Source organism: Salinibacterium sp. CAN_S4 (genome assembly GCF_015752305.1).
In the GTDB taxonomy this organism is placed as follows: domain Bacteria; phylum Actinomycetota; class Actinomycetes; order Actinomycetales; family Microbacteriaceae; genus Rhodoglobus.
On the sequence record NZ_JADOVB010000002.1, the window covers coordinates 501,816 to 515,513 of the forward strand.

Annotated in this window: 12 protein-coding genes; 9 read left to right on the forward strand and 3 right to left on the reverse strand. The window is 62.9% G+C overall.

The window, feature by feature from the left end; genetic code table 11:
* Positions 1-4: 4 nt before the first annotated feature.
* Entirely contained in the window at positions 5-832 is an 828-nt protein-coding gene (locus IWX81_RS08815; RefSeq protein WP_199280933.1) for an NAD-dependent epimerase/dehydratase family protein, read from the reverse strand.
* Between the two features lie 156 nt (positions 833-988).
* Here IWX81_RS08815 and IWX81_RS08820 point away from each other — a divergent pair, with 156 nt between their 5' ends.
* The 4 genes from IWX81_RS08820 (at position 989) to IWX81_RS08835 (ending at position 6,677) form a co-directional block, all read left to right on the forward strand.
* Positions 989-2,914: a rhamnan synthesis F family protein gene (locus tag IWX81_RS08820; RefSeq protein WP_199280934.1), complete on the forward strand. Its 1,926-nt coding sequence runs from the start codon at positions 989-991 to the stop codon at positions 2,912-2,914.
* Positions 2,911-4,125 carry an acyltransferase family protein gene (locus IWX81_RS08825; protein ID WP_199280935.1) on the forward strand — a complete coding sequence of 405 codons (1,215 nt, stop codon included), beginning with the start codon at positions 2,911-2,913 and terminating at the stop codon, positions 4,123-4,125. Before IWX81_RS08820 ends, IWX81_RS08825 begins: the two co-directional genes overlap by 4 nt.
* A 293-nt stretch (positions 4,126-4,418) precedes the next feature.
* Positions 4,419-5,303, forward strand: a complete 885-nt coding sequence (locus IWX81_RS08830; protein ID WP_199280936.1) for an alginate O-acetyltransferase AlgX-related protein — start codon at positions 4,419-4,421, stop codon at positions 5,301-5,303.
* Positions 5,304-5,417: 114 nt separating this feature from the next.
* Positions 5,418-6,677, forward strand: a complete 1,260-nt coding sequence (locus tag IWX81_RS08835) for a glycosyltransferase family protein (RefSeq protein ID WP_199280937.1) — start codon at positions 5,418-5,420, stop codon at positions 6,675-6,677.
* 5 nt (positions 6,678-6,682) lie between these two features.
* Here the strand turns inward: IWX81_RS08835 and aspS are convergent, their stop codons facing one another.
* Positions 6,683-8,011 carry an aspartate--tRNA(Asn) ligase gene (gene aspS, locus IWX81_RS08840; protein ID WP_334593620.1) on the reverse strand — a complete coding sequence of 443 codons (1,329 nt, stop codon included), beginning with the start codon at positions 8,009-8,011 and terminating at the stop codon, positions 6,683-6,685.
* Between the two features lie 69 nt (positions 8,012-8,080).
* Here aspS and IWX81_RS08845 point away from each other — a divergent pair, with 69 nt between their 5' ends.
* Genes IWX81_RS08845 through ccsB form a run of 5 tightly spaced genes read left to right on the forward strand, consistent with a single transcriptional unit; the run spans position 8,081 to position 12,662 of the window.
* Complete coding sequence (locus tag IWX81_RS08845; protein ID WP_199280939.1) at positions 8,081-8,716, forward strand: histidine phosphatase family protein; 636 nt, start codon at positions 8,081-8,083, stop codon at positions 8,714-8,716.
* Positions 8,717-8,742: 26 nt separating this feature from the next.
* Entirely contained in the window at positions 8,743-9,345 is a 603-nt protein-coding gene (locus tag IWX81_RS08850; RefSeq protein WP_199280940.1) for a TlpA family protein disulfide reductase, read from the forward strand.
* Between the two features lie 2 nt (positions 9,346-9,347).
* Positions 9,348-10,085 (forward strand): cytochrome c biogenesis CcdA family protein, encoded by a 738-nt coding sequence (locus tag IWX81_RS08855; protein WP_199280941.1) that lies wholly within the window; start codon positions 9,348-9,350, stop codon positions 10,083-10,085.
* Entirely contained in the window at positions 10,060-11,682 is a 1,623-nt protein-coding gene (gene resB / locus IWX81_RS08860; protein ID WP_199280942.1) for a cytochrome c biogenesis protein ResB, read from the forward strand. The genes IWX81_RS08855 and resB overlap by 26 nt, the downstream gene beginning before the upstream one ends.
* Complete coding sequence (gene ccsB, locus IWX81_RS08865) at positions 11,679-12,662, forward strand: c-type cytochrome biogenesis protein CcsB (RefSeq protein ID WP_442977640.1); 984 nt, start codon at positions 11,679-11,681, stop codon at positions 12,660-12,662. The genes resB and ccsB overlap by 4 nt, the downstream gene beginning before the upstream one ends.
* Positions 12,663-12,672: 10 nt before the next feature.
* Here ccsB and IWX81_RS08870 read toward each other — a convergent pair whose 3' ends face one another.
* On the reverse strand, positions 12,673-13,671 hold the full coding sequence (locus IWX81_RS08870) for an o-succinylbenzoate synthase (protein ID WP_199280943.1): 999 nt from the start codon (positions 13,669-13,671) through the stop codon (positions 12,673-12,675).
* Positions 13,672-13,698 lie beyond the last annotated feature (27 nt).

The following is a 13,698-nucleotide window of genomic DNA, read 5'->3' on the forward strand; positions in this document are numbered from 1 at the left end:
GACCCTACGGGAGCGTGATGGTGGGGCGTCCCCAGACGATCGGTGAATCGTACGGCCTGTCGGGGAATGCTCCGTATTCGAGCGAGATGGGGAGTTCATGCTCGGCTATGAACGACTCGACCTGATCACGCAGGCTGGTGGGAACTCCGCTGGAGCAATTGATGACGCCGGACACTCCGTCGAGCGCGGAGACGCTTGCGATCTGTCTGGCCAACTCGCTGACTTCGATGAAGTCGTACTGGTTGGTCCCGCTTGTGAAGGGCAGACTCGCCTTCCCCTCATCGACGAGGTTCAGAATGCGAGTGAAGATGGAGTTGTTATTGCGGTCATCCCCGTAGATGTAGTAGCAGCGAAGCCACTGCACCTGGGCGCGGTCGCCGAGGTGCACGAACACTGCACGTCTGAGGGCGTCCTTTGCGATGCCGTAAAGCGTGGTCGGGTTGGTGGGGGTGTCAGCATCAATTGCGCCCTCCCAGTAGCCAACCTCGTGCATGGTGCCGAGAACTGATACGCGGGCCACACCCCAGGTCACGAGTCGGTCGAGGAAAGTGAAGTGGTTCGACAACTGGGCCATGTGTGACGAGGCATTATGTGAGAAGCCGTCCTGCCAAGCCAGGTGGACGACGCTGTCGAACGGGGTCTTCGCAAGCACTGCGACATCGAATCCCGGGTCGAGGACGTCGGCACTCACCACCGTTGCGCGGGAGTCGATTTCGGACGTCGAACCTGGACGGACCGTGGCCGTGACGTCGTGTCCGAGATCGAGAAGTGATCGGACGACGTGCCGCCCGATGTATCCGCCACCGCCGGTCACAAGGACGCGATCCTGCATTTTCCCCTCCTCCATACTCATCATTGATTCTACGGGCAGGCCGTCACGGTGCTGGCTCGCAGGGGAAGCAATTACACTCGACTAAAGCTTTACCTTCGCCCAGAATCGGCCTGACGCCTCGCGAGAGACATTCGACACACATAGCCTATGAGCCATATGACATCCACGAAGGACACCGCAGCGAAGACACGGCGAGTGATCTTCTATCTACTTTTCGACCCCAGAGGCGACGTCGACAGCTACGTTCCTTACAAGCTTGAGCGGCTCCGCCCTTTCGCTGAAGAAATCGTCGTCATCGCGAATGGAGCACTCACCCCTGAGGGCAGGGAAGCGCTCGCTGACGTGGTAGACGAGGTGTGGGAGCGCGACAATGTCGGCCTCGATGTAGGTGCATATAAGTGGGCACTGGAGCGGTTCGGAGCTGAGCGACTGGCTGCATTCGATGAGCTGATCCTGATGAATTACACCTGGTACGGCCCGGTGGGTTCCTTCGAGCCGCTCTTCAACGACATGGCTCACCGCGATCTCGATTTCTGGGGAATCACCGAACACGGAGAGACGACGCCCAACCCGATCACCCTCGAGGGCACGATGCCGCGGCATATCCAGTCTCACTGGATAGCAGTGCGCAAGCAGATGTTCACCTCAAGCGCGTGGCGCGATTATTGGGCAGGGATGCCAGTCATCACCTCTTACTCCCAGTCGATCCTGAACCATGAATCCCGCTTCACGTCCTACTTCCTCGAAAAGGGATACACGTACTCCGTTGCCTATCCGCTCGAGAACTATCCAGGAACCCTGCATGCAGCGTTCGAGCGCGCACAACAGCTTCTCGAAGACGGTTGCCCCGTGCTCAAGCGTCGGCCGTTCTTCCACGATCCGCTTTATCTCGATCGAGAAGGCGTGATCGGCCGACGGTTGATCGCGATCGCCGAGAGCAAGGGCTACTCGCCGACCATGATCCTGCAGAACATGGCGAAGAACACGCAGCCCAAGATCCTCAATACCAATGCATCTCTGCTCGAGATCCTGCCGGAGCAGTCGATCAACTACGACGAGGAACGTCCGTTGCGGCTCGCGGCGACGGTGCACATCTTTTATGAAGACATGACAGATGAGCTGCTCGACAACCTGAGCACGCTTCCCGGCAGCTACGACCTTTACGTCACGACGACAGACGACGTGAAAGCCGAGTTCATCCGCACACGCATCAGTGAACGGGCGGATGCCTCGATCGGACACTCCGAGGTCAGGGTGCTGCCCTCGAACCGTGGGCGAGATCTTTCAGCATTCTTCATCGGATGTCGCGACGTGGCGACCAGTGACGATTACGACCTGATCGTGAAAGTCCATTCCAAGAAGACTGTGCAACAGGGCGCTGCCGTCGGCACGCTGTTCAAGCATCAGCAGATCGACAATCTTCTGGGCTCGCCCGGCTACACATCCAACATCATCGGGCTGTTCCAGAAGCAGCCCGGACTGGGAGTTGTGTTCCCGCCCACGGTCCACATCGGATTCCCCACTCTCGGGGGAGCCTGGTTCACGAACCGCGGTCCGACCCAGGAGTTGGCCAAGAGACTCGGGATCCGCGTCCCCATCGACGACGTCTCCCCATTGGCGCCGCTCGGCGCGATGTTCATAGCTCGGCCGCAGGCGCTGAAGCTCATGTTCGCTGAAGATATCGAGTACTCCGACTACGCTCCGGAGACCCACCACGGTGACGGTAGTCTCGCCCACGTGCAGGAGCGCATCGTCCCCCTCGCGGCCGGTGAGCTCGGATACTATTGCCGCACTGTTGCAAACGCCGAGTACGCGGGGATCAGCCACACCTTCCTCGAATACAAGCTCGACCGGATGAGTGAGACGGTCCAGGGGTACGCGATCGACGAGATCCGCGAGCTCCACGACCGAAATGGCCTCGTGCAGGTGCTGAAGGACGGCCGGAAGGTGACATTCGCGCGGTACTACCTCGCGCGATTCCATCCACGACTAAAACAGCGACTCCTGCTGCCGTATCGCGCGCTGGGGCGTCTCAAGAGAATGGCAACCACAAGCGTGAAAGCGAAATCCGGGGAATCATGACCACGGTGGCATCGGCATTCAACCCGCGCGCGAACAGCATCGGCTTCGTCCGATGGCTGATGGCGTTCATGGTCATCTTCTCCCATGCTGGCCCCCTCGGCGGCTTCTACGGCGGAAAGGACCTGGGCACCCAATGGAGTGATGAGCAGTCATTCGGTGGAATCGCCGTCTGCGGATTCTTCTTCCTCTCCGGGTTCCTGATCACCAAGAGCCGCATGGGACCAAGTTCGACTCTGCGATTCTTCTGGCGCCGCGTACTGCGGATTTTTCCGGCGTGGTGGGTCACCCTGCTGGTCATCGCGTTCGTCCTCGGGCCCATCGCCTGGTTGCGGGAACGTGGCACGCTGGCCGGCTATTTCGACGCTCAGGTCGATTCGCCGCTGACCTACTTCTTCAACAACATGACCCTGATCCTCGGACAGTTCAACATTGCCGGGATGGGTACGACGACTCCATATTGGACAGACCACGGAGGTCTCGACTGGAACGGGTCTGCCTGGACCCTTGCCTCGGAGTTCCGTGCATACATCCTTGTCGGGATCCTCGGCATGGTCGGCGCGCTGGCCCACCGTCTCGTTGCTTCGATCGTAGCCGTCGGAATCATCGGGCTGGCTACCCTGCAATGGCTCAATGTCGGCGAACTGACCAGGGCCACCACCGCATTCTCGGACTACCGTGTGTTGCTCCTGATGGCTCCATTCGCCTTCGGCATGCTGTTCGCGTTGTGGGGAGACCGCATACCCTTCGACGACCGCCTTGCCGTGGCCGCCATCGTTGTCGCCGTGGCAACCTACGGATTCGGGGGATGGCTCGTCTTCGGGCAGTACGCGTTCTGCTACTTCCTGCTGTGGTTCTCCGTGCGCGCGACCAAACTCCAGCGGTGGGAGCGGTTTGGTGATTTCTCCTATGGGATCTACATCATCGCGTGGCCGTTGATGCAATTCGGCGCTTATTTCGGGCTTCAGGAATATGGCTGGGTCGTGTACCACCTGGTGATCGTCGTCGGGTGCCACGTCTACGCGTATCTGAGCTGGCACCTCATCGAGAAGCCGGCGATGAGCCTGAAGAACTGGACACCACGATGGCTGGCCTGGCTCTACCGCAAGCTCGAACCAGGGGCATCCAGATTCCGGAGGCTTCTGCACTCGGTGGGTTTTCACGGCGCAGAGCAGGCTGATCCTGTCTCTCCGCGATTGACGGGCGTGAAGTGAGTCTTCGAGAACTTCCCCCAGAACAGAAGATCAACGCCTCACGATGGCGACACGCTCGTTATGTGCCACTGGTGTTGCTGGTCATTTTCGCCATTATTGCTGCAGGAGTCGGCTTTGTCGTCTCGCGCACTCCGGCCCCAGCGCCTGTTGCGGTAGCGGAGCCCACCACTGCATCCGAAGAGGAGCGCCTCCCGGAGATCTGTCATCCACCCGTATCGTCGCCCCCAACTGAACCCTGGCAGGGTGAGGCTGCCACGGCGGCAGAGCGAGCGTGGCAGAGCCATGCCGCTGACATGACTGAGGCTTACATCACGGGTCAGAATGGGTACGTCTTCTGGGGCGACATCCAGGCGGCGAATTTCTCTCAGTCTGTCGGTCGTCGATTCCTCTCCCCTGAGGAGCTCGAACGGTGGCGATCGTACATCCAGGAGCTCGACGTAAGCCTTGCCGCTGAAGGCATCGAGCTCTACGTTGCGGTGACTCCCGCCAAGTGGGGCGTGTACCCCGAAGAGCTTCCTGCGTGGGCTGACGACATCACGGGGAGCGGTCCCCTGGATCAGCTCATGGCTGCCGGTTCTGATCTGCCCCTGATCGATCTGCGGCAACCTCTGCGTGAGGAGGCCACCGAGAACGCCGTGTACAGCAGAGTCAACAGCCACTGGACCGACTACGGGGCCTATGTCGGATGGAATGCGATCACCGACTGCATAGTTGCAAACCAACCCGAGATGGCCGCTCTTCAACCGATCCCCTCCACAGGAGTCTTGCTCGCGAGCGACCAGAACGAATTCGCGAACTACGGGGTGGTCAATCCCGTTCCGGACTGGACGGTCCCCGATTTTTCCGGTTTGCTCCGCCCAGTGACGCTCACCAAGGCTGGTGAACCTTCGGTGCTGGAGGACGGATCAACTCGCACCGGCCTCGAAAGCCTGCCGGCGCGAACGACAACAGAGGGTGCTCAGTCTGACCAGTCGGTGTTGATGATCCGGGACTCTTTCGGCTCCAGCCTCTCTGTCTACGTCCAGCAGGCTTTCCAGGAGACGAATCAAGTCCGGCATAACTTCGACGGTGACCCGAGCCAGCAGCCCGACGTTATGACCCTGGCGAATGCGTATAGGCCCGACCTGGTCATCCTTCAGATCGCGCAGAGGCATTTGAACTTCCCGCCGGCCTCATAGCGCGTGATGGCGGACGGAATGTCGCTGGTTCGCTGACTTATTCAGCAGAACCGGCAACCGCACCGCCGGGGTGGAATGGAGTGTCTTCAACGTCAGCGGATAAGCTGATCGATTGTGGATAAGGCCGCAACAATGACGTTCTTCGCCCCCAATCCCGACACCACGTTGGAGTACACGCAACTCGCTGACAACGTGTATGCATCGGGGAGCCTGGGGACGATTCTTCTTGTCGTCTCTACTGACCGATTGGATGAGTCCAAGGGGGATCTTTACGTTGCTCTTGGGCTGGCGAAGTACCTCAGGAGGCTGGGCTGGGGCATCATGCTGTGGCCAGCGTCCCGTTGGGACGAAGAGACTCCCGCGGGCATCGACTACGCCATAGTCATGATCGAGTCGTTCGTTCCTGGGCTGGTCGATCCGGATACTCGAGTGATCGCCTGGGTGCGCAATTGGGTCGACAAGTGGTGCGAGCTCCCTTACCTCGACGTATTCTCCGAGGTGTGGTGCAGTTCGGAATTGTCTGCGGCGAAGCTGAGGGACTGCTACGACGGGCCGGTCGAAGTGGTGCCCTTAGCGACGGACACCGAGATCTTCTCACCGGTCGTCGGTGAACGGGTCTCAGACGTCGTCACGACGACCAACTTCTGGGGAGTCGGCCGCGACCTCGTGTCGGTGCTGTCCGATCACTCGACCACTGAATCAGTGACCTGGTTCGGGAAAAATGCCAGGCACCTTCAGATTCCCAGCACCATCGATCATCGCCACACCATCGACTACTTTTCGCTACCCGGGGTCTATTCGCACTGGCAGTTCGTTGTCGACGATGTCATCGAAGCTGCGGCGATCTACGGAAATCACAACAGCCGGCTCTTCGATGCGCTTGCCTGTGAAGCGTTGGTCATTACCAATACTGCGGTCGGGCTGGCCGAACTCGGTCTCGGCGAGGTGCCGGTTTACAGCTCGGAAGCGCCCCTGCCCGGCATCATCGGAGATCTGAAAGCGGACGCCGCTTCTGCCAGAACGACAGCAGAACGACTGTCGGCAATCGTCCGCTCCCGACACTCGTGGGAAGTGCGGGCCGGGGTCGTGTCGGCGACACTGGTCGCCGGTCTGTCGCGGCAGTCGCGCAAGGCACCGAGCCCTGACCTGCTTCGCTGGGCGACACACACTCGGGAGGCGCTGCGCAGGTCCGACGACCAGCTCAGCACGCTCCGCCAGTACCACGATGGGCTGCTCGAACAACACGCGGAGTTGACGGCCGACCGAGATCGCTTGAGGGCGCGAGCGGTCGAGTTGACTGAGGAGCTGAATCTCCCGATCCAACGGAGGATTGCGAGACGTCTGCGGCCGACTACCGACCGCAGACGCGGCTAATAAACCTAAGGCAGCAGTCTGGTCGGCCCACGGAACAGGTACGTGGCCTCGCGAATGTTCGACAGGTTCAGCATCAGCATGAGCACGCGACTGAGGCCCATGCCGAATCCGCCGTGCGGGGGCACGCCATAGCGGAAGAAATCGAGGTAGAAGTCGAGCTCTTCGGGCTCGAGGCCCTTCGACTTCGCCTGCTCGATGAGCACCTCGACGCGGTGTTCGCGCTGGGCTCCCGTCGAGATCTCGACACCGTTGAAGATGAGGTCGTAGCTGTTGGTGAGTGAATCATCGTCGGCATGACGCATGTGATAAAACGGCCGGATGCTCGATGCATAGTCCGTGAGGAACACGAACTCGTGCCCGAACTCCTCCTTCACATAGGCCGCGATCTGGCGCTCGCCCTCCGGATCCATGTCATCGTCCTGGCGCGGAACCTCGTAGCCACGCTCGGCGACGATGCGCTTGGCCTCTGCCAGAGGGATGCGCGGGAACGGCGTGGTGGGAACTGTCACCTCGACGCCCCACAGCGCCTCGATCTCGGCGCCGTGCTTCGCCTTGACGGCCGCGAACCCCGCCACGAGCAGGTCTTCGTGCAGCTTCATCACGTCTTCGTGACTGTCGATCCAGCTGATCTCGCTGTCGACGCTGGTGAATTCGGTCGCGTGGCGGCTGGTGAAGCTGGGGTCTGCCCGGAACGCCGGCCCGACCTCGAAGATCTTGCCGAAGCCAGCGGGCTGCGCCATCTGCTTGAAGAACTGGGGGCTCTGGGCGAGGTAGGCCTTGGTGTCGAAGTATCCGACCTCGAACAGTTCGGCTTTCGACTCGCTCGCGCTGGCCATGAGCTTCGGGGTGTGCAGCTCGATGAAGTCGTTCTCGACCCAGTAGGTGCGCCACGCGTGCTCCAGCGTGGTCTGGATGCGGAAGATGAGGTTGTTCTTCGGCTGGCGCAGGTCGAGGAAGCGCCAGTCCATGCGCTTGTCCCCGGCGCTGTCGTCGGCGATCGGAGTCTCGGGAATGGCGGCTGCCGCCACGTCGAGCGACTCCAGCTTGATCTCGACGCCGCCGAGCTTGACGCGCTCGTCGTGTTTCAGCTCTCCCGCGGCGGTGAGGAATGTGCCCTGGGCGAGAGCCGAGATGGCGTCGGCCAGCGGATCGGCTTCCGGCGTGCCATCCTCAGCAAATAGTCGCGGATGCACGAGCTGTACAGCGCCGGATTCATCGCGCAGAACGACGAACTGAACCTTCTTCTGGTCGCGGACGGTTTCGACCCAGCCCGACACGGACGCGGGCCCGTCTGTCGCGGCTGGCAGGTTCTTGATCAGGGTGCGTTGGGTCACGAAGACCGAGTTTACCCGGCGGCGCCACACCCAGCTTCTGCCCATATCTACACGGCGTAGAATTAGGGGGTGCCAGCCGACCTCATCCACCTCGTCCGCCATGGCGAAGTGCACAATCCTGACGGCATCCTCTATGGGCGCATCCCGGGGTACCACCTGAGCGAACTGGGGCACGCGATGGCCGCCGTTGCAGCGGCAAGCCTCGCTGGTCATCCGATAGCGGCGCTGTATGCGAGTCCACTTCAGCGCGCCCAGGAGTCAGCGGCGCCGTGGGCCGAACGATTCGGCCTGCAGATCAACACCGAAGAACGCATCATCGAACCGCACAACTGGTTCGAGGGCCGCAAGTTCGAGTTCCCCGGTGCGCTCAAGCACCCGAGCGCCTGGCCGAAGCTCGTCAATCCGCTGAGGCCGAGCTGGGGCGAGCCCTATAGAGACGTCGAATCCCGGATGCTCGCCGCCATCGCCGCGGCGTGGGCCAAGCCCGAGGGGGGCGAGGTCGTCATGGTCAGCCACCAGATGCCGATCGTCATGGTCGCGCGCTCGGTCAAGGGAATGCGGCTCTTCCACGACCCCCGCAACCGGCGCTGCACGCTCTCGAGCATCACCACTCTCGCGCGCGAGGGTGACAGGTTCGTCGAGGTGGACTACCAGGAGCCCGCCGGCGATCTGCTCGCCAGGTCGATCGACCTGGGAGCGGTGTGAAAGGCAGTGGTGTGAGGGGCAGTGTTGTGAAGGCCACAGTGAAGCGCGCCATCGCCGTCGCCATCGTCGCCGTCTTCGCGCTGACCGGTTGCACGCAGGCCGACGATTCCCTCGCCAGCCAGTACGAGAACGGTTCGGGCCAGGGCTACATTTCCGGTGACGGTGCGTTCACCGAGATCGCTCCGGCTGATCGCGGAGAACCCATCGAGTTCAGCGGCCCGTCGGCAGACGAGAGCACGATCTCGAGCAGCGACTTCGACGGCCAGGTGCACGTCGTGAACTTCTGGTACGCCTCGTGCCCGCCGTGCCGGGCCGAGGCGCCCGACATCGCCGCTCTCAGTGCCGAGTATTCCGAAGTACCGTTCCTGGGGATCAACATATTCGACAATGTAGAAACGGCGCAGGTATTCGAGTCGAAATACGGTGTCGAATACCCGTCGATCTTCGATGCGAAAACCAACTCCGTGCAACTCGCGTTCGCCACGGCGGGCGCTGTGGCGCCCAACGCCGTGCCGACCACCATCGTGATCGATCGTGACGGTCGGGTCGCCGCACGCATCAGCGGACGCATCGCCGACACCTCGATCCTTGCAGCGATGATCGACACCGTCGTCGCAGAACAGCAGTAGGAATGGGCCCCGGAGAGATCGTCGGCCAGGGGAGCCTGCTGCTCGCTCTGCCCATCGCGCTCGCCGCGGGGCTGCTCTCATTCCTGTCGCCGTGCGTGTTGCCGCTCGTTCCGGGCTACCTCGGTTACGTCACAGGCGTGACGGATGCCAGGGACATGCGTCGCGGCCGCACTGTCCTCGGTGCCGCACTCTTCGTGCTCGGCTTCAGCGTCGTCTTTCTCGGTTTCATCGTGCTCTCGAGCACGGTGGGAGTCTTCTTTCTGCAGTCCGGCGATCTGATCCTGCGCATCGCGGGCGTCGTCGTCATCGCGCTGGGTCTCGTCTTCATCGGCCAGGTGACGTTCCTGCAGCGCACCATGAAGCCCAGCTGGCGACCGAGGGCGGGCCTCGCCGGAGCACCGCTCCTGGGCGCCGTCTTCGCGATCGGCTGGACGCCGTGCATCGGCCCGACCCTCATCGCCGTGACCTCGCTCGCCACATTCCAGGGCGACCCCGGTCGCGCCGCGATTATCGGGATCTTCTACTGCCTCGGGCTCGGAATCCCGTTCCTGCTCGTTGCTCTCGGTTTCGGCTGGGTCGGTGGATCGATCGGTTGGGTCAAACGCCACATGCGGCTCATCAATGTGATCGGCGGCTCGCTCCTCATCGTGATGGGACTGCTGATGGTGTCTGGTGTCTGGGGTTCGTTCCTCTCGTACTTCGGGGGGGTGCTCAATGACGGATTCGTCTCGCCCCTCTGATCACTACGACTCGACCGCCGCCCGACCGGTGGAGGACACGATCACGCAGCCCAGGCTCGGGCCTGTCGGATACCTGCGGTTCTTCTGGCGCCAGCTGACGAGCATGAAGACCGCGCTGTTCCTGTTGCTGCTGCTCGCGATCGCGGCGATCCCCGGGTCGCTTGTGCCACAGGTGAGCTCAGACCCGAATGGCGTCATCCAGTTCAAGGCGAATAATCCCACCATCGCGCCGGTCCTCGACACCCTCCAGGTCTTCACGACCTACTCGTCGGTCTGGTTCTCGGCGATCTACCTGTTGCTGTTCGTCTCGCTCATCGGTTGCGTAATCCCGCGCACGAAGCACCACTTCGACGCCCTGCGGGCTCGCCCGCCGAAGACGCCGGCCAACCTGCAGCGGCTCGAAGGGTTCACCACGCAGGCTTCGCCGGCCGACGCTGATGTCGCGATTGCTGCAGGGCAGAAACTTTTGAAACGACAGGGTTACCGCACCGCGCTGTACACGGTCAACGGTTCCCCGACGGTCAGCGCCGAGCGCGGTTACCTTCGGGAGACCGGCAACCTCGTCTTTCATTCCGCGCTCATCGGCGTGCTCGTGGCCGTGGGGCTCGGCGGCGGATTCGGCTACACCGGGCAGCGCGTCGTCGTGGAGGGGTACGCGCTCTCCAACTCGCTCGCGAGCTACGACTCCTTCAATCCCGGCCGGTTCTTCACCGATGCCGCACTCGAGCCGTACTCGATCGGCCTCGACTCCTTCGTGCCCACGTATGACGACGACCTGACCAGCTCTTCGCTCGGCCAGGTGCTCGACTACACGGCCAACGTGACCGCGACCCTCGGCGGTGGCGAGCCGCAGGAGGGAACGATCAAGGTCAACGAGCCCCTCGCGATCGGCGGAACCTCGGTCTACCTGCTCGGCAATGGTTACGCGCCGGTCGTCACCGTGCGGGATTCCGACGGTACCGTCGTGTTCTCCCAGCCGACGGCGTTCCTCCCCCAGGACGCGAACCTGTTCAGCCTCGGGATCATCAAGATTCCGGATGGCCTGAAGGAGCAGATCGGAATCCGGGCGCTGTTCTATCCCACGGCCGTGCTCACCGACCTCGGGACCATCGCATCGAGCTACCCGGACCTCGTGAACCCGCAGCTCACGATGGAGGTCTACACGGGCGACCTCGGTCTCGACAACGGCCAGGGCACCAATGCCTACGCGCTCGACACCGATTCGCTGACCCAGATCGCCGGTCGCACCGCGGATTCCCCGACGATCAAGCTGGGACTCGGAGACAGCATCGACCTTCCGAACGGTCTCGGCAGCATCGAACTGACGGAGATCCCGAGGTTCGTCTCACTCGACGTGCACCACGATCCGGCCCAGGGCTGGGTGCTGGTGTTCGCCATCCTGGTGCTCGCCGGGCTGGTGACGAGCCTGTTCATTCCGCGCCGCAGGATGTGGATCACGGCAGTGACAGCCGCAGACGGCAGCGTCAGTCTCGAGTACGCGGGACTCGCACGTGGCGACGACCCTGGACTCACCGCGGCAGTATCAGAAATCGCAGGCAAACATGTGGATCAACTCGGGCTTAAGGTGGAATCGTGACTGAGAACTTTGTGCTGTACTCCAACATCGCCGTGTACTCGGCGATGGCGATCTACACGATCGCGTTCATCATGTTCACGCTCGACCTCTCGCGTCGCTCCGCCAGTGTCGCGGCCCCTGCCGAGGTCGGCGCGACCACTCGTGTCGGGCAACTCGCCTCGGCTGGGTCGACAACGCTGCTCGAGCGGGTGGAGGCCCCAGCCGCACCCCCCGCGACGAAGGGCCCGCGCTACCTGCGTGCCGCCGTCGTGCTGACCGCATTCGGATGGGCGCTGCACGTCGGCGCTGCTTTCTTCCGCGGATTCGCTGCGGGCCGTGTGCCCTGGGCCAACATGTTCGAGTTCACGCTCACCGCGACGGCGATCATCGTCGGGGTCTTCCTGCTGGTGCAGTTCTGGCAGGACCTGCGCTTCCTGGGCGCATTCGTCGTCGGTTTCTCGTTGATCGCTCTCGGCATCGCGACCACCAACTTCTATGTGGACGTCGTGCCGCTTCCGCCGGCACTCCAGTCGGCGTGGCTCGTCATCCACGTCTTCGTCGCGTCTCTCGGTACCGGATTCTTCGCTCTCGGTGCAGCACTGTCGATCGTGCAGTTGCTCCAAGCTCGACGTGCCGCGGGCAGGGCCGTCGGGTTGAGGTTCCTCGACACGCTTCCCGCAGCGGACAAGCTCGAGAACCTCGCGTACAGGCTCATCGTCGTCGGCTTCGTGTTCTGGACGTTCACCCTCATCGCCGGGGCCGTCTGGGCCGAGCGGGCCTGGGGTCGCTACTGGGGCTGGGACACGAAGGAGGTCTGGACCTTCATCATCTGGACGATCTTCGCCGGCTACATCCATGCCAGGGCGACGCGAGGATGGCGCGGATCGCGCTCGGCGTGGCTGGCGATCATCGGATTCGGAGCCGTCGTGTTCAACTTCACGATCGTGAACCTGTTCTTCAAGGGCCTGCACTCCTACTCGGGCATCCCCGGGGTCGGCTAGAAGGCCGAGCTCAGCCCCTGAGCAGCTCGTAGCAGCGTTCCAGCCGCGCCATCCACCAGTTCGTGCGGTCGGCGGTCGCGGCGTAGGCGGCGAGCAGTTCGTTGCTCGGCACCACCCTGCGCACGGGCAACTGGCCGTCGACGGGGAGCAGTGGCTGTTCCGTGACATCCACCGCCAGCAGCGACGCCGTCGCGAGCCCGCAGTCGTAGTCGAGCTCGGGGATGGATGCCGCGAGATGCAGGCCCATCGAGATGCCGACCGAGGTCTCGAGCGCGCTGGACACGACCACGGGAAGCCCGGCCTCGGCGATGATCGACAGGGCGTTGCTGATGCCTCCGAGCGGCTGCGCCTTGATCACCAGCAGGTCGGCCGCGCCTGCTCTCGCGACGGCCAGCGGATCGGCAGCCTTGCGCACGCTCTCGTCTGCCGCGATCGGGATGCCCATGTACGTCACCCTCGTTCGGACCTGCGCAAGTTCGTCGACGGTCGCGCACGGCTGCTCGACGTACTCGAGGTCGAAGGCCGCGAGCGCGTGGATGGCTTTCTCCGCCTCATCCACCGTCCAGCCGGCATTGGCGTCGATGCGGATGCGGCCCTCTGGCCCGAGGTAGTCGCGGGCGGCAGAGACCCTGGCCACGTCATCCGCGAGCACCTGGCCGGGGTCGGCGACCTTGATCTTGACGGTCCGGCAGCCGGGGAACCTGTCGAGGATGCCAGCGACCTCCTCGGCGGCGACGGCGGGCAGCGTTGCGTTGACCCTGATCGTGTCGCGGAGCAGCGGATGACCGGGGCCCCATCCGAAATCGATCGCTGCTGCCAGCCACTGGGATGCCTCGTCGTCGCCATACTCGGTGAAGGGCGAGAACTCCGTGAATCCGTTCGGCCCTTCGAGCAGCATCGCTTCGCGCACCGTGATGCCCCGGAAGGTCGTCACGAGCGGCAGCGCCACAACCCTTGCGGTGGCGAGCAGGTCGGGCAGTGGGGGGAGCGTCACATCGTCGGGGAGCATGGCCCCAGTCTGGCAAGTCCGCCGCCG